Raw genomic sequence first — 21,613 nt, 5'->3', positions numbered from 1 at the left:
GGATGATGCTCCGCGGCGATGCGCGCCTGCATCTCTGTGCCGTCCTGATCGGACTCGCGTCGGTGCTGACCGGTTCGGAGCCGGCGGCGGTGGCCGCGCCCGCCGGCGACTTCGGCTGGCCGTTGCAGCCTCGGCCGACCGTGGTGCGGCGGTTCGACAAGCCTGCGCACGATTGGCTGCCGGGACATCGCGGGGTCGATCTCGCCGGTGCGCCGGGGCAGGCGGTGCTGGCGGCCGGGGACGGGATCGTGGTGTTCGCGGGGACGGTGGCGGACAAGCCGGTGGTCTCGATCGATCATCCGGGCGGGCTGCGGACGACGTACGAACCGGTGCGCGCCGAGATTCCGGTCGGGCGGCGGGTCGGGCGGGGCACCCGGATCGGCGTGCTGGAAGCCGGGCACGAAGGTTGCGGATCGTGCCTGCACTGGGGACTGCGGAGCGAGGGCGGTGGCCGGCGGCGACGGGAGTATCTGGATCCGCTGCGGTTGCTGCACCTCGCTCCCCTGCGGCTGAAGCCGGTCGCGCCGCCCTGAGCTCCCTTCTGCTCTTCGCTGTTCACCGGCGGTGCGCGCCCCGGCACCACGCCACGGGTGACGGGTCCGCGCGGGGCGCGCGGCGTGTCGAAACAGACGCTGCGGATTGCTTCCCAATGTCGTCGGGTGCGGGTGAAGATCAGGAGATGGAGCAAGCGCCAGGCGATCCGCCCTTCACGTATTCGGAAGTCGGGGCGACGACCGGTGAATTGCCGCAGGGGTACCACCGGTTTCGATTGCGGCGACGGATCGGGCACGGGCGCGCGCTGTTCGAACACGCGGGCGCGGCGATTCTGGAGTACCGGATGCAGAAGGGCACCGGGATCTTTCACGATGCGTCGACCGTGACGGCCGAGCCAGGTACGCGTTTGACGGTCCGGCTCGGCGTCGGGCCGGTGGCGATCGTCGCGCCGTGCCGGGTGGTGTATGTGCTGGCCGCACCGAATCAGCGCGGATTCGCCTACGGGACGCTGCCGGGGCATCCGGAAATCGGCGAGGAGCTGTTCGCGGTGGAGTACGACCCGGCCGACGAGTCGGTGTACGGCCTGGTGACCGCGTTCTCCCGGCCGGGCACCTGGTACACCAAGCTCGGCGGGCCGGTGGTGCGCGTCATCCAGCGTTTCATCGCCGGGCGCTACATCAGCGCCCTACCGACCTCCGCCTGAATCCGACGTGCGTGGCAGTCGCGAATGACGGTGTCCGTCAAGCGGTTTGCACACTCGACGGACACCTTCGGCTAACCAGTTGCCCCGGTCTAGAGCAGGTCGGCCAGCGCCTTGGCCTGAGCGCGCAAGTCCGCGGCGGGTTCCGCGCGTCCGTGCCCGTCGTATTCCTCGGCGACGGTGTGGCGTTCGGCGATCTCGGCGCGCACGATCTGTTCGATGTCGGCTTCGGTCAGTTCGCGGCGCGCGACCTCGGCGACCCCGAGGCCGGTCGCGCTGCTCTCCACCGAACCCGCTCGGTGCTCGCCGACGTCGACCGCCTCCGCGTTGTCGACGGCGCCCAGGGTGGACCGCAGGGCGGTGATCGCCTGGCGGTCACGGGCCTTCATCGCCACGGTCAGCGCGGCGCGCATGCGCTCGCGCAGGGGCGGCCGATCGGTCGACGGTTCGGTTGACATGTGCACCACCGTAGGGAGGGTCGATTCCGGAGTCGAACTGTTTTCGCGGGTGGCTAACCGATCGTTCCGCGCGGTGTGACGATGCTGAAATCCGGGTCCGGCGAATCGAACACGCCGACCAACTCGGCCAACTTGGTGACATCGCCATCGATCAGGATGTCGCCCGCGGCGGCCGCGACCCCGAAATCCTCGCCCGCCAGCAGCACCCGGATGAGCGTCGCCTTGCTCAGCGTGAAGACCGCGTCGGGCTCCGGCAGCGGCACCCCGTCCGGTCGGTCGTAGTGGGTCAACCGTCCGTTGCGCAGTTCGAGACGGTGCACGCGATCCTCGTCGCTGATCTGCCAGTCCGCGACGACCCGCTGGTTCCACGCCTTCGGGCCGTCGACGCGCAGCGCCATGGCGTCGAAGACCTGCTCCACGCTCAGCGCGGCCAGCAGGGTCGGCGCGTTGGCCTTGGTCGGCGTGCCGAACGAACCGTACCGCAGTTCGTAGGCGCCGCTGAGATAGAAATTGCGCCAGGTGGCGTTCTCCGCGCCGTAGCCGAGCTGCTCGAAGGTGCTGGCCTGCAACGCTTTCGCGGCATCGTTGGTGGGATCGGCGTAGATCACATAGTTGAGCACCTGGGCCACCCAGCGATAGTCGCCCGCGTCGTAGGACTTGCGCGCCTTGCGCAGCACCTCCTCGGCGCCGCCCATGAATTCCACATGGCGGACGGCGGATTCGACCGGTGGATGCTCCCACAGGTGCGCCGGGTTGCCGTCGAACCAGCCCATATACCGCTGGTAGATGGCCTTGACGTTGTGGCTGACCGACCCGTAGTACCCGTGCGTGTGCCAGCTGCCCTCCACGGCCGACGGCAGGGTGATCATCTCGGCGATCTCGGCGCCGACGTAGCCCTGGTTCAGCAGGCGCAACGTCTGATCGTTCAGGTAACCGTATAGATCTCGTTGCAGCGCAAGGAATTCCACCAGCCGATCGGTGCCCCAGGTGGGCCAGTGGTGGGAGGCGAAGACCACATCGGAGCGGCGCGCGTACAGGTTGATCGCCTCGGTCAGGTACTTCGCCCAGACGTGTGGGTCGCGCACCAGCGCGCCGCGCAGGGTGAGCAGGTTGTGCAGGGTGTGCGTGGCGTTCTCGGCCATGCACAGGGCGCGGTGGTCCGGAAAGTAGAAGTTCATCTCGGCCGGCGCTTCGGTGCCGGGGGTGACCTGGAAGACGATCCGGATTCCGTCGACCGTCTCCTCCTGCCCGGTCGCGGTGATGTCGACGGTCGGCGGGATCAGGGTCACCGTGCCGACCGAGGTGGTCTGGCCGAGCCCCGCGCCCACCGCGCCCAGCGGCCCGCGCGGCAGCACGGCGCCGTACATGTACCCGGCCCGGCGCGCCATCGCGGTGCCCGCGTACACATTCTCGGCCACCGCGTGCTCCAGGAACCCGGCCGGCGCGATCACCGGACAGCGCCCCGCCGCAACGTCTTCGGTGGTGGTCACCCCCATCGCGCCACCGAAATGGTCGACGTGGGAATGGGTATAGATGAGCCCGGTCACCGGGCGATCCCCGCGGTGCGCCCGATACAGCGCGAGTCCCGCGGCGGCGGTCTCCGCGGAGATCAGCGGATCGATCACCAGCACACCGGTTTTGCCCTCGACGAGGGTCATGTTGGACAGGTCGAGCCCGCGAATCTGATAGATCCCCGCGGTGACCTCGAACAACCCCTGCTTGACGACCAGTCCGGCCTGCCGCCACAGACTGGGATTGACCGAGGCGGGACAGGATTCGCGCAGAAAGTCGTAGGAGTCGTTGTCCCACACCACGGTTCCATCGTCCGCGGTGACTACCCCGGGCTCCAGCGCGGCGATGAACCCGCGCTCGGCATCCGCGAGATCGGCGGTGTCGGCGAACGGCATCGCGGCGGCGGAACGCTGCTGCTCCGCGACGATGAAATCGCTCGGCTCGGTCGCGGTGCTCATGCCCGCACCTCGTTGCCGCGCTCCGGCATGCGCGCCGCACACCGATACCCGCTTCGCTCGCTTCGCTGGCTCATGTCAACCTCCTGGGAGTCGGTGCCAAGTTGCTGTGCCGGTGGGGATCTAGGGCCACGGATCGGTGAGCTCGACAACTGCCGCGAGGCCCGCGACGGCCACCACCACCGTGGCAGCCGCGGCGACCACGAATCCGCCGTGACCGAATCGGCCCTCGCGCAGGCTGCGGTTGCGCAGGTAGCACAGGCCGGCCAGCGCGGCCATGGCGATGGCCGCACCGATCGGCGCGATCATCGCGGGACGCCAGCCGTTGGTGACGGCATGGTTCAGGAACAGCGCGCCGGTGACCATCGAGGCCACCGCCGTGCGCCGCCAGGCCAGGGCGGTGCGCTCCGCGGCGAGCCCGGCGCGGCTCATCGCAGCAACACCGCGACGCCGGCGAGCACCGATACGACGGCGATGCCCGCGGACAGAATCGGCACCAGCACGGTCTCCGGCAGCGGACGGCCCTGCCGCATGGCCACCCCCACCCGCCGCCAATGCGCGTACGCGCCAACGGCAACGACCACCGCGAGCACGAGACAACTCAACGCGAGCACTCGCCGCACGCCGCCCATCCGGAACGGCTGCACCAGCGTGTGCACCGCGACACCGCCGGCGAGCAGGCCGAGCGACGTGCGCATCCACGCGAGGAACGTGCGCTCGTTGGCCAAGGTGAACCGGTAGTCGACCTCCTCTTCCCCGTCCCCCGACTCGGCGCCGGGGCTAGGCAGCGTCATGCCGCCCCGGCCCAGGCAGTGGACCTGTCCCGTACCCACAGCCAGGTCAACGCGAGCATGACGATCAGCGCCGGTTTGCCGAAGACCAGGGCGAAGGTGCCGAGGAGAACGACCTTGTCGGCGACATACAGCGGAACCATCACCGCCACGTGCGCCGCCCAGAACACGAACCAGGCGAGGGTGATTCGCCGATGCAGCCGCAGCCGGGCCGCGGGGTCGGCGGGCTCGGCCGGTTCGAGCCGGATCTTGCGGGTCACGGTGTGGCTCAGCGGCTTCCCGGTGAGCAGCGTCGCGCCGAACAGCACGGTCATCACGACGCTCAACGCTACTTCCGGCAGGTAGAAACCGCGCCCCTCGCCGGTGATCTCGACGAACAGCGAGAACACCAGGATCGCCAGCACGGCGCCCGCCACCACGCGCACCGAATCGCCGCGCATCAGCCGGACCGCGCCCAGCACGATGGCGATCAAGATCGCGACGAAGACACCGACCTCGGCGCCGGCCGCGGAGTAGGCGATCAGAAACCCGATCGCGGGGGCGGCCCCGTCGAGCAGGTGCTGCGGGCCGTGCATCGCGCGGAACTTCCCCCACAGCTCGCCGACCACACCGCGGGATTCCGCCAGGCCGTCGCCTGGATCCAGCTGCCGGCGCTGGTGGTCGGAATTCACGGGCACCTCTCCCCTACCGGTCGGCTTCGCGTTGCGAGCAAACAGTCCGCTACGTCACACTAACCGGCCCTGCGCAGGGCGTCCACGAACCGCGCAGGCCGTGATCATGCGGTTACTCGACCTGCCGCCGACCGGTTCTCGCTGGTGGCAGCCCGTATCGCCGTAAGGGACTAGACGGGGACCGCGTCCTCGAAGGTCATCGCCAGGCGGGAAATCGTCGAGGTCATGACGGCGCGTCGCGGCAGGCGCAGCGATCGCAGTTCGTCGGCGATGGGGTGCTCGCCGAGGGCGAGGGTCGCTCCGCCCGGACGGGCGTGCAGCCCCGCGGGTTCCATTCGCCATGGCGTGCAGCGGGTGACACCGCCGAGGTGGGAGTAGGCGTCGAACGAGGACGCGGTGTCTCGGCGCCGCGGGGTCGAAATGCCCTGTCGAACTGTCAGATCGACGACGAGTTCGCCGTTCTGGCGCAGCGCGCCGTGACGTTCTCCAGCGTCGTGCCGCACGGTGAAGTCGGCGAGTTCCTTGGGAAATCCCCAGATTCCGCGACCGGCGGCGAGGGTGAAGTCGCCGTCGACCGGCAGTCGATGGATGAAGACCCCGGCCCGATTGGTGGCCAAGGCGCGCAGGTCGCCGAATCGAACGGCCGGATCGGCGGTGTGATGCCGGACCATGAACGAAACGCCGAATTCGTTGTACGGGCCGAGATCACCGTCGACGTACTCGACGAAGACCAGCGAACACATGGCGCGTGCGCCAGGAAGGCGCAGCACCCGCAGTCCGGAATAGTCGATCAACTGCTGCGCGGCGCCGGCCGGAACCAGATAGTTCGCCATGAACGCGCGCGCGAGCCGGATGCGGACCGGCAGGCGAACTTCCTGACCGAGGACGGTGTGGGTGCTCATGCGCATGCCTTCCTGTGCACCCACGCCGAAACCGTTGGAATACACCGCGTCTCCGACACCTGTGTGCGCCGCCGACAAACTAGAACTCGTTTCAGTTTATCAAGACAGCCCGGCGTCGGCGCTCCGATCGCCCGATGGTTCGCCGGAACTTTCGGGCAGTCGGTGCTCCAGTCCGTCCAGCAGGCACAGCAAGCCGAAATCGAACGCCATCGCGCGCGCCGCCTCGGGGCTGACCGGCGCGAGCGCCCGATATTCCGACAGCATGTCCGGATAGTCCCCGGCCACCGCTTCCATCATCTGCACGATGGACTGTCGATTGATATCGACGTCGCCGTACGTCTTGGCCCAGGCGATTTCCGGCGTCACGATGCCGAGCACGTAGGACATCACCGTGCCGCTGGCGAGATAGATATCGATGCCGCGGAAGCCCGCGCGGATGTACGCGCGACGCAGCCGATCGGTGAGCCGCAACGCATTCGGCCCCATGCTGGGCAACTGACCGATCAGCGAGGCGCTCCACCCGTGCGCGCGCAACGTGTCGCGGAAGTTGTAGGCGAAGGTCGACAGCACCTCCCGCCACGGCGCGTCCTCCGAGTCCGGGACCTCGACCATGCCCCAGAACTCGTCGAGCACCAGTTCCAGTAGCTCGTCCTTGTTCGCGACATGCCAGTAGAGGCTGGTGGCGCCCGCGTCGAGCTTGGCCCCGATCTTGCGCATGCTCAGCGAATCGAGCCCCTCGGCGTCGAGGAGTTCGACGGCCGCGCCGACGATGTGGTCCAGGCGCAACCCCGACGCCTTCGGTTGCCGAGGCTCGCGGAGCCATACCGAATCGAACTGCTTGGTCACCGGCCAATCTTATATTGACTCGCACGCTGTGCGAGTTCATCGTACGCTGTTCGAGTGGAATCGAACGTTGTACGAGACCCTCGCCGCTGGTGGACTCTGGGGGTCCTTTGCCTGTCCTTGCTGGTGCTGATGCTCGACAGCACTGTGCTCAATCTCGCTATCCCGTCGCTGATTCGCGAGCTCGGGGCCACGCCGTCGGACGTGCAGTGGATCCTGGACGCCTACGTGCTGGTTTTCGCCGGACTGCTGCTCACCGCGGGCAGCCTGTCCGACCGATTCGGCAGACGGCGGATGCTGATCTACGGCCTGGCCGTGTTCGGCGTGGCGTCGCTGGCCGCGGTGCTGGCCACCGAGCCGTGGCATGTCGTCGCCGCGCGGGTACTGATGGGTATCGGCGGTTCGCTGCTGATGCCGTCGACCATCTCCATCCTGATGACCACCTTCGCCGAGGACGAACGGCGCACGGCGATGGCCGCCTGGTCCACCGTCTCGATGGTGGGCATCGTCGCCGGTCCGACGCTGGGTGGCGTGCTGCTCCAGCACTATTGGTGGGGTTCGGTGTTCCTGCTGAACATTCCGGTCGCGGCGCTCGCCATCGTCGCGGCGCTGGTGCTGATGCCGGAGACCACCGGCGAGCAGCGGCCGGTCGACCTGGTCGGCGTGCTGTTGTCCATCATCGCGCTCGTCTCGACGGTCTACGTGATCATCGAGCGCGAGTGGAACATCGGCATGATCGGGCTGGCCGTGCTGACCGCGATCGGGTTCGTGGTGTGGGAGAGCCGGTCCGAGCATCCGATGCTGCCGCTGGCGGTGTTCCGCAATCGGGACTTCACCGGCACCGCGCTCACGCTGCTGCTGATGGTGTTCGGGATGGGCGCGGTCATGCTGATGCTCACCCAGTACCTGCAATTCGTGCTCGGTTATGGACCGATGAAGGCCGGGTTGGCGCTGCTCCCCTATGCCGTCGCGGCCGCGGTGTGCAACGGGCTCGGCGCGACCCTGGGCAAGAAGCTCACCAACAAGACGCTCATCGTGTCGGGTCTGCTGATCATGGGCGGGGCGTTCGCAATCCTCGCCGTGAGCGAGAGCTACCTGTGGATCCTGGTCAGCATGCTGGTCATGGGCGTCGGCGGCGGTTTGGCCGGCCCCGCCGCGTATGCCGCGATCATGAGTGCCATTCCGCTGGAACACGCAGGCGTCGGTTCGGCGATGAACGACACGTTGCAGCAGGTCGGCATGGCGATCAGCATCGCCATCCTCGGCAGCGTGCTCGCCGGCGTGTTCACCGAGAAGATGCCGGCGGACGTACCCGAGGCGGCGCGCGAATCCATCGGCGCCGCATTCCAACTCGGGTTCGCCGAGCCGGCCAAGGTGGCCTTCACCGCCGCCATGTCCACGGGGTCGTGGATCAGCGCCGGGTTCTGCGTCGCGGCCGCGTTGCTCGGTGTGACGCTGCTTCGCGCGCGGCGCACACCGGCTGGTGAGCCACAGGAGCCGGTGGTCGAGGTCGGTTAGGGAACGGCGACGTCGTCTCTCCTGCGCATACGGGGAGGCGGCGTTGCCCTTCGTCCCTCATTGCGCCAGGCCGATTGCCCCGAGCTCGGTCAACCTGATCGCGCCGACGATTCGTCAGGGATGAAGCCCGGAATGCTGCCCGCGGTTGCTTGTCGACAGCTCGGACATGCTGACGGCAGCCACCAGACGCCGCCTGCCGAACTCGCTGCGGTACAGACGGATTGCCGTCGAGACCCGCTGCGGACTGGACACCTCCTGCCGACGAGACACGGGCATGAACGGTCGAGGCCGGAGCACTTGGTGCGCGGAACCTCCTCGCCTCAGGCGCGCGGATGGGCCTGGTCGTGGACCTTCTTGAGCCGTTCGATCGAGACGTGGGTATAGAGCTGGGTGGTGGCCATGCTGGAATGGCCGAGGAGCTCTTGGACGACGCGGAGGTCGGCGCCACCTTCCAGGAGGTGGGTGGCGGCGGTGTGGCGCAGGCCGTGCGGGCCCATGTCGGGGGCGCCGGGGATGGATGAGACCACCTCGTGCACAACGGTTCTGGCTTGACGTTGGTCGAGGCGTTTGCCGCGGCGCCCGAGCAGGAGGGCGCGGCCGGAGTCTGCCGTGGCGAAGGCGGCGCGGCCGTGCTGGAGCCAGTTGCCGATCGCCTCGTCGGCGGGGATACCGAAGGGGGCCGAGCGTTCCTTGTTTCCCTTGCCGAGGACGCGGACCACTCGACGTTCGCGGTCGACGTCGTCGATGTCGAGGCCGCACAGCTCGCTGACTCGGATTCCGGTGGAGTACAACAGTTCCACGATCAACCGGTCGCGTAGCGCCATCGGGTCATGCTGTGCGGCACCGGATTCCGCGGCGTCCATGGCGCCGAGCGCCTGCTGGCGGCCGAGCACCGCGGGTAGCACCCGGTGTGCCTTGGGCGAACCGAGCCGCAGTCCCGGGTCGACGGTCAGACGTCCGGTCTGGGTGAGCCATGCGGTGAAGGTCCGGGCCGAGGAGGCCCGCCGCGCCATCGTGGTGCGCGCCACGCCGGCCTGGGACTGTTGGGCGAGCCAGGAGCGCAGCAGCAGCAGATCCAGTTCGCGCACCGCGGAATCCGCCGACCTGGCGTACAGGTGGGCCAGCAGCGAACGCGCGTCGCCGAGGTAGGCGCGCACCGTGTGCGCCGACCGGTTACGGCCGAGCCGCAGATGCCTGCTGTACTCGGTCAGCAGTGCTTCCAGGTCCTCGGGCAGTTCGTCCATCTCACCACCGTCCCGACAGTCGTCTCGGTTGGCAAGCCACCGCGCCGCTCATAGGTCGTCGGGCAGCACCCGGAAGGCCTCGGCACCGGTCAGCGGCCGGATCGCGCGAAAATCCTTGCGATCGAGGGTCAGGATCACGTCGGTCTCGTATTCGGCCGCCAGCACGACGTTTACCGCGTCGGTGAAGTCGAGTCGCAGATCGGCGTATCGGTCCTGCACCCTGCGTGCCTTGCGCAGATGGTCGCTCGGCAGCGCCGGCAGGGCGACGCGGCCGAGCGGTTCCTGGGCAAGCAGCCAGTCGTGCAGGACGCCCGCCGTCTGCCGGTCGAAGTCCCGGGTCACGATGTGTTCGAGCTCGAGCAGCACCAGCGGGCAGACCACCGTCAGGGCCGCCGCGGCCAACGAGGCGCGGGCGCCTTCGTGTTCCGAATGATCGGTGTCGAAGGCGGCGACCAGGGCGGAGGTGTCGCCGATGACGATCAACTGTTCCGCCGCACGATCTCTTCGTGCACCACCTGACTCATCTCCTCGGCGGTCCGCGTCCGCCCGGAACTGATTGCCGGGATGTCCCAGTCGTCGCTCCAGCGTTTCGTGCGTAGTGCGGCGATGTGGAATGCCTCGCGGAAAATCTCGGACTCGGGCCTGCCCTCCCGCGCGGCAGCCGCCTTGATGAGGGCCAGGTCCTCTTCGTCGACCATCACTGTCGTCTTTTTCAGCATGGTGGTTATGGTACCTGTGCCATACATTTGTGTCTGCTTTCTTTTGGGGGGTTGGTGGCATCGGTCAGGTGTCCTCGCGGCGGCGGGCGGTGGTTTTCCGATGCCAGCCGCCGTCGTTCGGGCCGGCGAACCCGGCGAGTTCGAGGGCGGGCAGGGCCGCGCGGACCGCGGGTAGTGCCAGGCCGGACTGCTCGGCCAGCTCGCGGGGCGTGCGCGAACCGATCTGCGGGAGAGCGGCGAAGACGAGGGCTTGGTCGCCGGACAGCGCATCCTCGGGGCCGCAGATCGCACTGGACAGTGGCAGACGCAGCGGCCCCGCCTCGTCGATGACCTCCGCCGCGCGCGTGACGAGCAGGGCTTCGCCCTCGCGGATCATCCGGTGACAGCCGACGGAGGCGGCCGAGGTGACCGGACCGGGGATGGCCAGCGCCGGACGCCCCAGGCGCCGTGCCCATTTCACCGTGTTGCGCGCCCCGCTGCGCAATCCCGCCTCGACGACCAGCACGCCGTCGGCCAACGCGGCAACGAGCCGGTTCCGCGCCAGGAACTGGTGTTTGTGCGCGGTGGTGCCCGGCGGATATTCGCTGACCACCAGCCCGGTCTCGGCGATCTCGGCCAGCAGCCGGTCGTGCTGTGCCGGATAGGGCCGGTCGATTCCGCAGGCCAGCACCGCGATGGTGGAACCACCCACGGCCAGGGCCGCGCGATGAGCCATCCCGTCGATCCCGAAGGCCGCGCCGGAGACGATCGTCCAGCCCTCGGCCACGAGATCGCCCACGATCTCAGCGGTGACCTGGTTTCCGTAGCCGGTGCTGCACCGCGCGCCAACGACCGCGAGGGCACGGTCGCTCGCTTCCAGCAGCGAGCGCGGACCGCGCACCCACAGCACCAGCGGCACGGCACCGTCCCGGTCGCGGGCCGCGTCCAGTTGGGCCAGACCCAGCAGCCGCCAAGCGGGCCACTCCGGATCGTCCGGCGTCACCACCCGCCCACCGATCCGCTCGATCGACTCCAGATCCCGTGCGGCCGAGTCTGTTCCGCGCCGCTGCTCGGTCGGGCCGCGCAGCGACCGCGGCAACGCACACTCGCGCACCGCGCGGGCCGCCTCGAGCACGCCTACCGACTCGATCAATGCCGAGAGCGCCGCGCACGGACCCGTCACCACCCGGGACAGATACACCCACGCCAGCCGTCGCTCGTAGGCATCGATATCGAACGCCGCAGAGCAGCTGTCCGTCGATGACACCGGCAGCTCGATGCCTCCGCTATCCGCCGGGGACGGTCCGGACTCGGCGTCGATGCCCGTCCTCATTGCACACCCCGCTGACGAAAGTTCAACGCCGCCAGCACATCCTGCGCGGTCGGCAACTCCGCCCCGCGCAGGTCACCGACCGTCCAGGCGACGCGGATCGCCCGGTCCGCACCGCGCGCCGACATCCGTCCCAGCCGCAGCGCCGTCTCGACCGGCGCGACCGTCTCGTGTGGCAACCGGAATCGCTGACGCAGAATATGGCCGGGCACTTCGGCATTGGTCAGCCAGCCGTACTCCTGCCAGCGCCGCACCGCCGCCTGCCGCGCCGCGGCGACCCGCTCCCGCACCACCGCGCTGCTCTCGGCCTGGTCGGTGCTGAACGCGGCGCCCGATTGACCGTGCATCTGCACCCAGATATCGATGCGATCCATCAGCGGCCCGGACAGTTTCCCGAGATAGCGCCGCCGGGCCAGCGGCGCGCAGATGCAGTCCACGTCCCTGGCCGGCGCGCACGGGCACGGATTGGCCGCGAGGACGAGCTGGAAGCGCGCCGGATACCGGGCGACGCCGTCGCGGCGCGCGATGCGAACCTCCCCCTCCTCCAACGGAGTTCGCATGGCCTCCAGCACCTTGGTGCCGATCTCCGCGCACTCGTCGAGAAACAACACGCCACGATGCGCCCGGCTGACCGCGCCCGGTCGCGCGGTGCCCGAACCGCCGCCGACCATGGCGGTCACCGACGTCGAATGATGCGGCGCGACGAACGGCGGCATCGTGATGAGCGGATGATCGCCGGACAACACGCCCGCCATCGAGTGGATGGCGGTCACCTCCAGCGACTCGGACTCCGTCAGCGGCGGCAGCAGTCCTGGAAGACGTTGCGCCAGCATCGTTTTCCCGATCCCCGGCGGACCGGTGAGCAGCAGATGATGCCCGCCCGCCGCGGCCACCTCCAATGCCCAGCGGGCCTCGTCCTGCCCGACCACCTCACTCAGATCGCCGCCGGACCGCACCGGCTCCGGCATGCGCCCCGCCGGCTCGGGCAACGAGCCTTCCCCGCGTAGCCAAGCCACCACCGTGCGCAGGCTCGGCGCCCCGAAAACCGCTATCCCGTCCACCAATCCGGCCTCGGCCAGCGCCGACTCCGGCACCACGACCGCGGGCCATCCGGCGTTGCGGGCGGCGATCACCGCGGGCAGGATGCCGCGCACCCGCCGAATCCGCCCGTCCAGCGCGAGTTCTCCGAGCAACACCGTCTTCGCGAGTCGCTCGGCCGGAACCGCCCCCGACGCGTCGAGTACCGAAATCGCCAGGGCCAGATCGTAAACGCTGCCGATCTTGGGCAACGTCGCCGGCGAGAGCGCCAGGATCACCCGCCCGTCCGGCCACTTCTCCCCCGAGTTCGCCACCGCCGAACGAACCCGGTTCCGCGACTCCTGCAACGCCGTGTCCGGCAAACCCACCAGGTGCACCGAGGGCAACCCCTGCCCGATGTCGGCCTCGATCTCGACCAGCTGCCCGTCCACCCCGGTGACCGCGACCGAGTGGGCCCGGCCGAGGGCCATCAGAACACCGCCTTGAGGTGATCGATGACCGGTTCGTGCCCGCGGGCCAGCAGCACGGAGACGACGTCGAACCGGATCTGCCGCCACGGACCCGTTTGTTCGGCCAGCCACAGCAGCGCGAGCCGCCGGATCCGCTGTTGTTTGGTGAAGGTGACCGACTCGGCCGGTATCCCGAACCCGAGCCCCGAGCGGGTCTTGACCTCGACGAACGCGGTGACCCCGAGGTCGCGGACGATCAGGTCCAGTTCACCGTATTTGCATCGCCAGTTCCTGCTGACGATCTCGATCCCCGCTGCCTCGAGGAACCGCGCCGCCAGTTCTTCTCCACGCGCGCCGAGCGCCCTGTTATCCGTCACTCGGCCAATGTGCCCGGCGGCTCACCTCGGCTTCGGCCGCCGACCTGGGGAAATACCGGCCTTGGGGATAGCCGGGCCGCTGTGGACAACCCGCGGCGCCCCGGGACCCACCGAGGCGTCGGTGGGCCGTGCTCCTACTCCGGCAGGCGCAGGTCCGGCTTCTCCAGCTCTTCGATGTTGACGTCCTTGAAGGTGATCACGCGGACGTGCTTGACGAAGCGGGCCGGGCGGTACATGTCCCACACCCAGGCGTCGCTCATCCGCACCTCGAAATACACCTCACCGTCGGCGTTCTGCGGGCGCAACTCCACGGAGTTGGCCAGGTAGAAGCGGCGCTCGGTCTCCACCACGTACGAGAACTGACCGACGATGTCTTTGTACTCTCGGTACAGCGAGAGCTCCATCTCGGTTTCGTACTTCTCGAGGTCCTCGGCACTCATCGGGTGGGACGTCCTCCTTCTCGCCGCGCTGCGTCGTGTGCTGACATCATCGCGCATGGGTAGCGCCGGTAGCCACTCGGCTATCCGGACGCCCGTCTTGGAACTCATCGGACATCATCGGGGCCTGCTCGCCGGAGAGCACCGCATCCGCCGCTTCGGCCACCGCCGACACCGGTCGCAGGCCCTCGACCTCGCGCACATTGCGCCAGGAACGCCGATGCTCGTCGCTGGGCCCGAGCCGCCGCAAGGCGGCGAGGTGGTCGGGCGTGTTGTAGCCCTTGTGACCGGCGAAACCATAACCGGGATACCGCTCGTCGAGCTCGACCATCATCCGATCCCTGGTGACCTTCGCCAGGATGCTGGCGGCGGCGATGCAGGCGGCGGCCGCGTCACCACCGATCACCGGCAGCGACGGCGCGGGGATGCCGGGCACCCGGAACCCGTCGGTCAAAACGTATCCCGGTGTCGCGCCGAGCCCGGCGACCGCGCGCCGCATGCCCTCGATATTGGCGACGTGGATGCCGATCGAGTCGATCTCCCAGGCCGGGATGACCACGACGTTCCAGGCCAGCGACAACCGGACGATGACGGGGTACAGCTCTTCCCGGACCGCCTCGGTGAGCTTCTTGGAGTCGTCGAGCCCGGCCAGCTTGTCGTAGGCCTTGGGCGCGAGCAGGCAGGCCGCGACGACCAACGGTCCCGCGCACGGCCCGCGGCCCGCCTCGTCGACGCCGGCGACCGGGCCGAGCCCGCTGCGGATCAACGCCGCCTCGAGCGTGCGTAACCCACCCGCCTTCCGCATCACCACGCGCGGCGGCCACCCATTGCTCTGTCCCACTCGGCTCTGCCCCACCGTCCAATTATGCTGCGGCCGCTGATGATCAGTTCGCTTGGGCATTCTCCGAGCGGACCGGACCGATCCGGCTCGGCGGCCAGATCTTGAACACGGCCTTGCCGCGGACGTTGTCCACCGGGACGGTGCCCTGCAGCTCGTCGGTGATGTGGGCGCGCGAATCGGCCGACTCGTTGCGGTTGTCGCCCATCACCCACAGGTGTCCCTCGGGCACCTTGACCGGCTTGAACTCGCGTCCGCCGCCGGGACCGTAGGGCTGACCGGGGACGTACGGGAGCAGGTAGCGCGCGTACGGCTCGTCGAGCGGCTTGCCGTCGACCAGCACCCGGCCCTGCGCGTCGCAGCACTGCACGGTCTGACCGCCGACCGCGATCACCCGCTTCACCAGATCGTTCTCGTCCGGTGGCACCAGGCCGAAGAAGGAGAAGAAGTTCTGCACGCCGCGTGCGACGGCGTTGTCCGAACGGATGGACTGGTAGTGGGTGTTCCACGACGGCGGGCCGACGAACACGACGACATCGCCCGGCTTGGGATCGCCCCAGTAGTAGCTGAGTTTCTGGACATAGATGCGGTCACCCGTGCAGCCGGCACAGCCGTGCAGCGTGGTCTCCATCGATTGCGACGGAATCACGTAGGGGCGTCCGACGAAGGTGACCATCAGCGCGGCGATCACCGCCGCGATGACGACGAGGATCGGCAGCTCCTGCCAGAACGGCCGCTGCTTCTTCTCCCGCCGCCGCCTGCCGCGCCGCGGCTGCACCCGCTCGTCGTCCGAATCGGACACCGACACCGACCCACTTTCGTCTGCCACGCCGAACAGATTAGCCCGGCACCCTGAGACTCGGCTGACGCCGGGCGATCGGCGTCACACTATTTCGATTGCGGATCCTCCGAGCGCACCGGCCCGATCCGGCTCGGCGGCCAGATCTTGAACACGGCTTTGCCCCGAACATTGTCGACCGGGACGGTGCCGTGCAGCTCGTCGGTGACGTGCGCGCGCGAGTCGCGTGAGTTGTTGCGGTTGTCGCCCATCACCCACAGGGCGCCGTCGGGCACCTTGACCGGCGCGAACTCGCGGCCACCACCGGCGCCGAAGGGCTGGCCCGGCTTGTACGGGAGGGTGTAGCGGGCATACGGCTCGTCCAGTGGCTTGCCGTCGACCAGCACCCGGCCCTGCGCGTCGCAGCACTGCACAGTCTGACCGCCGACCGCGACCACTCGCTTGACCAAGTCGTTCTCGTCCGGCGGCACGATCCCGAAGAACGAGAAGAAGTCCTGCACACCACGAACAACGGTGTTGCTCGATCGCGTCGACTGGAAGGTGTCGTTCCAGGACGGCGGGCCGACGAACACGACGACGTCACCCGGCTTGGGATCGCCCCAGTAGTAGCTGAGTTTCTGGACATAGATGCGGTCACCCGTGCAGCCCGCGCAGCCGTGCAGCGTGGTCTCCATCGACTCCGAGGGAATCACGTAGGGACGCCCCACGAAGTTGACCATCAGCGCGGCGATCACCGCCGCGATCACGATCAGGATCGGCAGCTCCTGCCAGAACGGCCGCTGCTTCTTCGCCCGCCGCCGTCTGCCGCGACGCCCTCTCCCGTGATCGGCTGGCTCCGTCGAGGACGCGCTGTCGTCTGTCACACCGAAAACAGTAGCCCGGCAGCGGAACTGAGTTCCGCTGCCGGGCTACCGGACGCTCTGTGGTGCGAAAAGCTAGATCAGCGCTTTTCCTTGATCTTGGCGGCCTTGCCGCGCAGATCGCGCAGGTAGTACAGCTTGGCGCGGCGGACGTCACCACGGGTGACGACCTCGATGTGGTCGATGTTCGGGGTGTGCACCGGGAAGGTGCGCTCCACGCCGACACCGAACGACACCTTGCGGACCGTGAAGGTCTCGCGGATGCCACCGCCCTGGCGTCGGATGACGACGCCCTTGAAGACCTGGATGCGCTCCTTCGAGCCTTCGATGACCTTTACGTGCACATTGAGGGTGTCGCCCGGCCGGAAGTCGGGGACGTCGCTGCGCAGCGACTTCTCGTCGACGAAGTCAAGGGTGTTCATTTCCATCCTTATGGGTTCGCGCGAACAGAGGACCCTGGCGGCACGTCACGTGCTCGACCGGTTCATGCTCCGATTCAAGGGGATGCACCTGGTGCACAACTCGCCCAGGGCAACCTGAGTATTGTGCCAGATCAGCGGGTCGCCGGAAAAATCGGCCCCCGGATCAGGCCGGCGCCTCGGGCACCGCGAACAGGCGGACGCTCATCGGTCGCGCGTCCTCGGGGGCGTCCTCGCGGGCGGCGCCGTGGCGGGCGAGCAACGCCTTGTATTCCGCGACGAACGCTATCACCTGGTCTTTCGTCATATAGGTTCCGGTGCGCTGCACCTGCGCCCACCCGTCCGGGCCTGCCCATTCGCGCACCGCCCGCAGGTAGAGGTCGATATCACGGCCCGCCTTCAACCTGCCGAGATGCTCGGCCGCCGCGTATTCGGCCGGGGCCATGGTCGCCGGATCGGGCGTGGTGTGTTCGAACGGCAGCGACTTCCACCAGCGCTCGCGGCCCGTGGACTTCTCCGCGATCTCGGTGATCAGGCCGAGTTCGGCCAGCTTGCGCAGGTGATAGCTGGTGCTGCCGGTGCTCTCGTCGAGCACCTCGGCCAGCGTCGCCGAGTTCGCCTCGCCGTGTTTGCCCAGGTAATCGAGGATTCGTCCGCGCAGGGGATGGGCGAGCGTGCGATAGAGCGCGGTGCGCTCGGCGCTGGTCATGTCGTCGCTGCTGCGCGGTGCCATGGGCCGAAGGATAGCAAAACATCCTTTGCAAAGAAATGTTTGCAAAGACTTCTTTGCGGACGTAGCGTGGCCGTCATGCGAATGACCGCCCTGCTTCCCTCCCGAACCCGATCGGCCCGCGACCAGGCGCGCTGGTTCCTCACGGCCAGCGCGCTGGCGCTCGTGCCATGGGCGGCCGTCCTCTGGAATACGTTGCCCAGCACCGCGCACGTGCGGAACTGGTCCGCGGCGTGGGTCGGCCTGGATCTGTTTCTCGCCGCCGGCTGCGGACTGACCATAAGGTTGTTGCGCCGCAACGACTCTCGAGCACGACTGGTCGCGTCGGCGGTCGCCGGAGCGGCAGTGATCGACCTCTGGTTCGACCTGGTGACCTCCGACCCCGGGGCGCCGATGGCGCAGGCGGTGCTCTGCGCGGTGGCCGAGACCGCGTTGATCGCCGCGTGCATGCACGTCGCGCTGGCACCGGACGAGGCGGCGGCGCCAGCGCGCATGCGGCGAATTACCGTTCAGCCCTGAGCGTTTCGGGCGGCGCGGTGCAGCGCCGCGGCCAGTCGCGCGTTCTCCGCCGCGGTGAACGCGAAGGCGGCGCGGCGGCGGGTGTAGCCGTAGGACAGGCCGCTGTGCGGGTCGGCGAAGCCGTCGGAACCGGCGGCGCCGGAGTGGCCGAAGGCCGCCGCGCCGAGGAACGGATAGCCGAGCCCTTTGGCTTCGAAGCCGACCAGATACGGGGCGCTGTCACCCCGGACCAAGTCGTGACCGGCAGTCTGGACGGTGATGAACACGGCGAGCGTGTCCGGCTTCAACAGCGCTGCACGACCGTTGATTTCACCGGTCGCCGCGGCATACATGGCGGCAAGTCCCCGTGCGCTGCCCACGCCGCCCATCGAGGCGGGACCGTTCGCTCGCAGATCGGCGTCGTTGGGCAGCGAGAGCACGTCGGCGGGGGTGAATCCAGGGGCATTGAGGTTGTAGGCGATGCCCGGAATGCTGTGCGGACCGGGTGAATTCGCCTCGAACGCGGCCTGCGCCTCCGGTGTCGCCGACCACGGCAGGATCGGCAGGTACCGATCCTCCAGTGCCGCAGGCAATCCGAGATAGAGGTCCAGCTCGTACGGGGCCCTGATGCGTTCCTCGAACAGCTCCTGGATGGAACCGCCGGTAAGGCGGCGCACCGCCTCGCCGATGACGGCGAAGGTGACGAAGCCGCCGTAGCCCTGCACGGCCCCCGGCCGGAAGAACGGACGCTGACCGGCGACGCGGTGGGCGATGAGCCGGTCGTCGGCGAGTTCGGCCAGGGTGAAACCGCCGTCCACCCCGATCACGCCGGACTTATTGGTGAGTACCTGCCGCACAGTGATGGTGACCTTGCCCGCGTCGGCGAACTCCGGCCAGTAGGCCGCGACGGGCCGGTCCAGATCGAGCAGTCCGTCCTGGACCAGCAGCGCCGCCACCAGGGTCGCGGCCCCCTTGGTCGAGGAGAGCACGCCGGTCAAGGTCTCGCCGGTCACCTGCGGGCCGGCCCAGAGATCGACCACCGGCCTGCCGTGCACGAATGCGGCCAGCTGTGCACCGGATTCGCCGTTCTCCGCGGCGACGACCGCGGCGAACTCGTCCCGCACCGATTCGAATCCCGGTGCGACAGTGCCCTGTACGTCGTTCATGATCGTCCTCCCTGTCTGGTGCTCACGCCGCGGAACGCCGCAGCAACGCCAGTGGATTGCGCCGGCCGCTGGGCGGCCGCAGCCCCCAGGACGCCAGGCTGAGCCCGGCGAACACCAGCGGCCCGATCGCCGCCTTCGGCTCGTCGCCGGCCGCGAGGTGCGACACCGCCGCACCGCCGTAGACGAAGGTCAGTCCGGCATAGGCCCATTCCTCGGCCCGCGGCCGGCCGGGCAGCACGATCGCCGCCACCGCCGCCGCCTTGGCGACGCCGAGCATGGTCGCGAAATACATCGGATACTCGAGCCGATCGAAAACCTCACGGACATAGGGGATCCGGGCAACGTCCCAATAGGAGCCGATCACCGATTCGGTGAGCACGACCCCGGTGGCACCCAGATAGGCAACGCTGCGGGCGAGGTCCTTGGTACCGGTGTTCATGATGTCGTTCCTTCCGTCGCTGTTGCCTCTCTGACGGACCGGAAGGAGCAGAGGTAACAGGCCGCGTTGTCACATCGGTCGCCCGCGATTCGTCATCACGGTGGGACGACAACGCGGAGGAGAGCACGTGGACGAATACCTGGCCGACCGGTTCGAGGCGCATCGCGCGCATCTGGTCGCGGTGGCCTACCGGATGCTCGGGTCGCCGGCCGAGGCCGAGGACGCCGTGCAGGAGGCGTGGCTGCGGCTGGCCCGCACCGATGCCGACGGCATCGACAATCTCGGCGGCTGGCTGACCACCGCCGTGAGCCGGGTATGCCTGGACGTGCTGCGCTCGCGCCGGGCACGGCGGGAAGACTCGCTCGACCAGCAGCTGCCCGACCCGGTGGTGCGCCTCGACGACGGCACCGATCCGGAACAGCAAGCACTGCTGGCGGATTCGGTCGGCATCGCGCTGCTGGTGGTGCTCGAGTCGCTGAATCCGGCCGAGCGGCTCGCGTTCGTGCTGCACGACATGTTCGCCCTGCCGTACGACCAGATCGCGCCGATCCTCGGCAAGACGCCCGGCGCGGCCAAGATGATCGCGAGCCGCGCCCGCCGCCGCGTCCAGGGTGGCGCCCCGCGGCTGGACCCGGACCTCCCCCGCCAGCGCCGCGCCGTGACCGCGTTCCTCGCCGCCGCCAGGGACGGCAGCTTCGACGATCTGCTGTCCCTGCTCGATCCCGACGTGGTGCTGCGCGCCGACGCCGGTACCGGTGGCATCCAGATCATCCGGGGCGCGTCCGCCGTCGCCGGACTGCTGGACACCTTCCACCGCTTCGCCAACCAGTACGACGTCACGCACGCCGTGGTCAATGGTGTTGCGGGCCTGCTGAGTACGGCCGACGGCAGGCCGATGTCGGTCATCGCGTTCAGCGTCGCCGACGACAAGATCACCGCGATCGACTTGCTCGCCGACACCACGAGATTGGCCGCGCTCCCCCTGCCGACCCCCTGACCCGCACACGACAGTGTCGACACCCACCCATCGGGTCGCTCAGTCGCGGTCCGGGGTGTTGGCCACCGGTTCGGGGTCGTGGTCCGAGGGGAACAGGGAGAGGTGGTGGCGGTGCGGCGCCGGCGGGGCCGGGACGACCGTGCGGGTCAGCTCGGCCTCGGCGGCGGTGCGGACGTGTTCGACATCCGGTTTACCCGCGACGAGGTCTTGCACGAAGATCTTGGCGCGGATCACCGGGCGGCGGTAGCGCCGTTCCCGGACGACGGCGCGGTACATCAGCCTGCGCCGATCCGCATACCGCCAGCGCGCCCAGGGTGCGCCGGGCCTGCTCAACCGCAGCGCGCCGACGAACAGCAGCGGCAGGAAGAACATCCCGAACAACCCGGTCCAGATCTTCCCCTTGGCGATGACGATCGCGGCCAGCGCGAGGTTCACCACCGCGAAGAAGACCACGAACACCCGGACCTCGATGCTCGGATCACTGCGGAAGTCGTTGATGTCGAGCAACCACAGCGGATGAAAACCCAAGAGCAGCAACCCGGTGACCGCGAGCGCGACGAACACCGCGTCCACCGAGGTCCGCCCCTGCTCTTCCCAGTACACGTCGCGCAGGTAGAAGATCAGCGCGAATTCGTCCAGGGTCAGCGCCGCGCCGACGCCGAAGAACGCGGCGAGCACGGCGGCCGTGGTGACGTCCGCGGTCTGGTACAGGGTGACCATGCCGACGCCGGACACCAGCACGAGGATCACCCCGAACACCATGTGGTGGATGTGCACGCCACCGGACCGCAGATTCCCCGGCCACCAGCGCACCTGCTTGCGGATCAGCCGGACGCTGAGCCGGATCAACAGGAAGCCGACGATGAACCCTAGGAGGAAGCACAGCAGCGGCAGCCGGCCCTGCGCGATCACATCCTCACTGAGCCATCGTCGCATGGCCGCCTGAAAC

General features: G+C 68.7%; 27 protein-coding genes. 5 read left to right on the top strand and 22 right to left on the bottom strand.

Features of this window, described 5'->3' with window-relative positions; translation table 11 throughout:
- Positions 1 to 5: 5 nt before the first annotated feature.
- Together ACFQ9K_RS05925 and ACFQ9K_RS05920 are read left to right on the top strand one after the other, a co-directional pair.
- On the top strand, positions 6 to 533 hold the full coding sequence (locus ACFQ9K_RS05925) for a M23 family metallopeptidase (RefSeq protein WP_378715274.1): 528 nt from the start codon (positions 6 to 8) through the stop codon (positions 531 to 533).
- Between the two features lie 146 nt (positions 534 to 679).
- A complete protein-coding gene (locus ACFQ9K_RS05920) occupies positions 680 to 1,198 on the top strand; it encodes a DUF1990 family protein (protein ID WP_378715117.1) in 519 nt (172 codons plus the stop codon).
- An 89-nt stretch (positions 1,199 to 1,287) separates the two neighbouring features.
- Here the strand turns inward: ACFQ9K_RS05920 and ACFQ9K_RS05915 are convergent, their stop codons facing one another.
- The 7 genes from ACFQ9K_RS05915 to ACFQ9K_RS05885 all read right to left on the bottom strand — a co-directional run bounded on the left by ACFQ9K_RS05915 (position 1,288) and on the right by ACFQ9K_RS05885 (position 6,830).
- Positions 1,288 to 1,653: a hypothetical protein gene (locus tag ACFQ9K_RS05915; protein ID WP_378715116.1), complete on the bottom strand. Its 366-nt coding sequence runs from the start codon at positions 1,651 to 1,653 to the stop codon at positions 1,288 to 1,290.
- 53 nt (positions 1,654 to 1,706) lie between these two features.
- On the bottom strand, positions 1,707 to 3,623 hold the full coding sequence (locus ACFQ9K_RS05910; RefSeq protein WP_378715115.1) for an alkyl/aryl-sulfatase: 1,917 nt from the start codon (positions 3,621 to 3,623) through the stop codon (positions 1,707 to 1,709).
- Between the two features lie 120 nt (positions 3,624 to 3,743).
- The gene (locus tag ACFQ9K_RS05905; protein WP_378715114.1) at positions 3,744 to 4,052 is read right to left on the bottom strand and encodes a DUF202 domain-containing protein; all 309 of its coding nucleotides are present in this window, start codon (positions 4,050 to 4,052) and stop codon (positions 3,744 to 3,746) included.
- The gene (locus tag ACFQ9K_RS05900) at positions 4,049 to 4,414 is read right to left on the bottom strand and encodes a YidH family protein (protein WP_378715113.1); all 366 of its coding nucleotides are present in this window, start codon (positions 4,412 to 4,414) and stop codon (positions 4,049 to 4,051) included. Before ACFQ9K_RS05900 ends, ACFQ9K_RS05905 begins: the two co-directional genes overlap by 4 nt.
- Positions 4,411 to 5,082 carry a DUF3159 domain-containing protein gene (locus ACFQ9K_RS05895; RefSeq protein ID WP_378715111.1) on the bottom strand — a complete coding sequence of 224 codons (672 nt, stop codon included), beginning with the start codon at positions 5,080 to 5,082 and terminating at the stop codon, positions 4,411 to 4,413. Before ACFQ9K_RS05895 ends, ACFQ9K_RS05900 begins: the two co-directional genes overlap by 4 nt.
- A 170-nt stretch (positions 5,083 to 5,252) precedes the next feature.
- On the bottom strand, positions 5,253 to 5,984 hold the full coding sequence (locus tag ACFQ9K_RS05890) for an acetoacetate decarboxylase family protein (RefSeq protein ID WP_378715109.1): 732 nt from the start codon (positions 5,982 to 5,984) through the stop codon (positions 5,253 to 5,255).
- Positions 5,985 to 6,083: 99 nt separating this feature from the next.
- Positions 6,084 to 6,830, bottom strand: a complete 747-nt coding sequence (locus ACFQ9K_RS05885; protein WP_378715107.1) for a TetR/AcrR family transcriptional regulator — start codon at positions 6,828 to 6,830, stop codon at positions 6,084 to 6,086.
- 54 nt (positions 6,831 to 6,884) lie between these two features.
- Between ACFQ9K_RS05885 and ACFQ9K_RS05880 the strand changes: the two genes are divergently transcribed.
- Complete coding sequence (locus tag ACFQ9K_RS05880) at positions 6,885 to 8,345, top strand: MFS transporter (RefSeq protein WP_378715105.1); 1,461 nt, start codon at positions 6,885 to 6,887, stop codon at positions 8,343 to 8,345.
- Between the two features lie 320 nt (positions 8,346 to 8,665).
- Here the strand turns inward: ACFQ9K_RS05880 and ACFQ9K_RS05875 are convergent, their stop codons facing one another.
- The 12 genes from ACFQ9K_RS05875 to ACFQ9K_RS05820 form a co-directional block, all read right to left on the bottom strand.
- Positions 8,666 to 9,589 carry a tyrosine recombinase XerC gene (locus ACFQ9K_RS05875; RefSeq protein ID WP_378715103.1) on the bottom strand — a complete coding sequence of 308 codons (924 nt, stop codon included), beginning with the start codon at positions 9,587 to 9,589 and terminating at the stop codon, positions 8,666 to 8,668.
- 48 nt (positions 9,590 to 9,637) lie between these two features.
- Positions 9,638 to 10,072, bottom strand: coding sequence for a PIN domain-containing protein (locus ACFQ9K_RS05870; RefSeq protein ID WP_378715102.1), 435 nt, complete (start codon positions 10,070 to 10,072; stop codon positions 9,638 to 9,640).
- On the bottom strand, positions 10,069 to 10,308 hold the full coding sequence (locus ACFQ9K_RS05865; RefSeq protein WP_378715101.1) for a ribbon-helix-helix protein, CopG family: 240 nt from the start codon (positions 10,306 to 10,308) through the stop codon (positions 10,069 to 10,071). Before ACFQ9K_RS05865 ends, ACFQ9K_RS05870 begins: the two co-directional genes overlap by 4 nt.
- A 64-nt stretch (positions 10,309 to 10,372) precedes the next feature.
- Positions 10,373 to 11,497, bottom strand: a complete 1,125-nt coding sequence (gene dprA / locus ACFQ9K_RS05860; protein ID WP_378715272.1) for a DNA-processing protein DprA — start codon at positions 11,495 to 11,497, stop codon at positions 10,373 to 10,375.
- A gap of 119 nt (positions 11,498 to 11,616) precedes the next feature.
- The gene (locus ACFQ9K_RS05855; protein WP_378715099.1) at positions 11,617 to 13,125 is read right to left on the bottom strand and encodes a YifB family Mg chelatase-like AAA ATPase; all 1,509 of its coding nucleotides are present in this window, start codon (positions 13,123 to 13,125) and stop codon (positions 11,617 to 11,619) included.
- Positions 13,125 to 13,481, bottom strand: a complete 357-nt coding sequence (locus ACFQ9K_RS05850) for a YraN family protein (RefSeq protein ID WP_378715098.1) — start codon at positions 13,479 to 13,481, stop codon at positions 13,125 to 13,127. The genes ACFQ9K_RS05855 and ACFQ9K_RS05850 overlap by 1 nt, the downstream gene beginning before the upstream one ends.
- Before the next feature lie 134 nt (positions 13,482 to 13,615).
- A complete protein-coding gene (locus ACFQ9K_RS05845; protein WP_011210678.1) occupies positions 13,616 to 13,921 on the bottom strand; it encodes a DUF2469 domain-containing protein in 306 nt (101 codons plus the stop codon).
- Positions 13,922 to 13,967: 46 nt separating this feature from the next.
- A complete protein-coding gene (locus tag ACFQ9K_RS05840; protein ID WP_378715096.1) occupies positions 13,968 to 14,774 on the bottom strand; it encodes a ribonuclease HII in 807 nt (268 codons plus the stop codon).
- Between the two features lie 28 nt (positions 14,775 to 14,802).
- Positions 14,803 to 15,564, bottom strand: a complete 762-nt coding sequence (lepB, locus tag ACFQ9K_RS05835) for a signal peptidase I (RefSeq protein ID WP_378715270.1) — start codon at positions 15,562 to 15,564, stop codon at positions 14,803 to 14,805.
- 80 nt (positions 15,565 to 15,644) lie between these two features.
- Positions 15,645 to 16,418 (bottom strand): signal peptidase I, encoded by a 774-nt coding sequence (gene lepB / locus ACFQ9K_RS05830; protein WP_378715094.1) that lies wholly within the window; start codon positions 16,416 to 16,418, stop codon positions 15,645 to 15,647.
- A gap of 77 nt (positions 16,419 to 16,495) precedes the next feature.
- Entirely contained in the window at positions 16,496 to 16,837 is a 342-nt protein-coding gene (rplS, locus tag ACFQ9K_RS05825; RefSeq protein WP_029893064.1) for a 50S ribosomal protein L19, read from the bottom strand.
- A 163-nt stretch (positions 16,838 to 17,000) separates the two neighbouring features.
- On the bottom strand, positions 17,001 to 17,567 hold the full coding sequence (locus ACFQ9K_RS05820; RefSeq protein WP_378723261.1) for a helix-turn-helix domain-containing protein: 567 nt from the start codon (positions 17,565 to 17,567) through the stop codon (positions 17,001 to 17,003).
- A gap of 75 nt (positions 17,568 to 17,642) precedes the next feature.
- Here ACFQ9K_RS05820 and ACFQ9K_RS05815 point away from each other — a divergent pair, with 75 nt between their 5' ends.
- Complete coding sequence (locus ACFQ9K_RS05815) at positions 17,643 to 18,083, top strand: hypothetical protein (RefSeq protein WP_378723259.1); 441 nt, start codon at positions 17,643 to 17,645, stop codon at positions 18,081 to 18,083.
- Here the strand turns inward: ACFQ9K_RS05815 and ACFQ9K_RS05810 are convergent.
- Together ACFQ9K_RS05810 and ACFQ9K_RS05805 are read right to left on the bottom strand one after the other, a co-directional pair.
- Entirely contained in the window at positions 18,074 to 19,228 is a 1,155-nt protein-coding gene (locus ACFQ9K_RS05810; protein WP_378723258.1) for a serine hydrolase domain-containing protein, read from the bottom strand. The two genes, ACFQ9K_RS05815 and ACFQ9K_RS05810, sit on opposite strands and share 10 nt — an antisense overlap.
- Before the next feature lie 22 nt (positions 19,229 to 19,250).
- Positions 19,251 to 19,667 (bottom strand): DoxX family protein, encoded by a 417-nt coding sequence (locus tag ACFQ9K_RS05805; RefSeq protein WP_378723257.1) that lies wholly within the window; start codon positions 19,665 to 19,667, stop codon positions 19,251 to 19,253.
- 127 nt (positions 19,668 to 19,794) lie between these two features.
- Between ACFQ9K_RS05805 and ACFQ9K_RS05800 the strand changes: the two genes are divergently transcribed.
- Positions 19,795 to 20,664, top strand: coding sequence for a sigma-70 family RNA polymerase sigma factor (locus ACFQ9K_RS05800; RefSeq protein WP_378723256.1), 870 nt, complete (start codon positions 19,795 to 19,797; stop codon positions 20,662 to 20,664).
- A 39-nt stretch (positions 20,665 to 20,703) separates the two neighbouring features.
- Here ACFQ9K_RS05800 and ACFQ9K_RS05795 read toward each other — a convergent pair whose 3' ends face one another.
- Positions 20,704 to 21,600 carry a hypothetical protein gene (locus ACFQ9K_RS05795; RefSeq protein ID WP_378723255.1) on the bottom strand — a complete coding sequence of 299 codons (897 nt, stop codon included), beginning with the start codon at positions 21,598 to 21,600 and terminating at the stop codon, positions 20,704 to 20,706.
- Positions 21,601 to 21,613: the final 13 nt, after the last annotated feature.

Origin of the sequence: Nocardia sp. NPDC056564, from assembly GCF_042793755.1 — a bacterium.
Taxonomy (GTDB): domain Bacteria; phylum Actinomycetota; class Actinomycetes; order Mycobacteriales; family Mycobacteriaceae; genus Nocardia.
The sequence above is the reverse complement of the archived record's forward strand: the minus strand, read 5'-3'. Positions and strand labels throughout refer to the sequence as shown.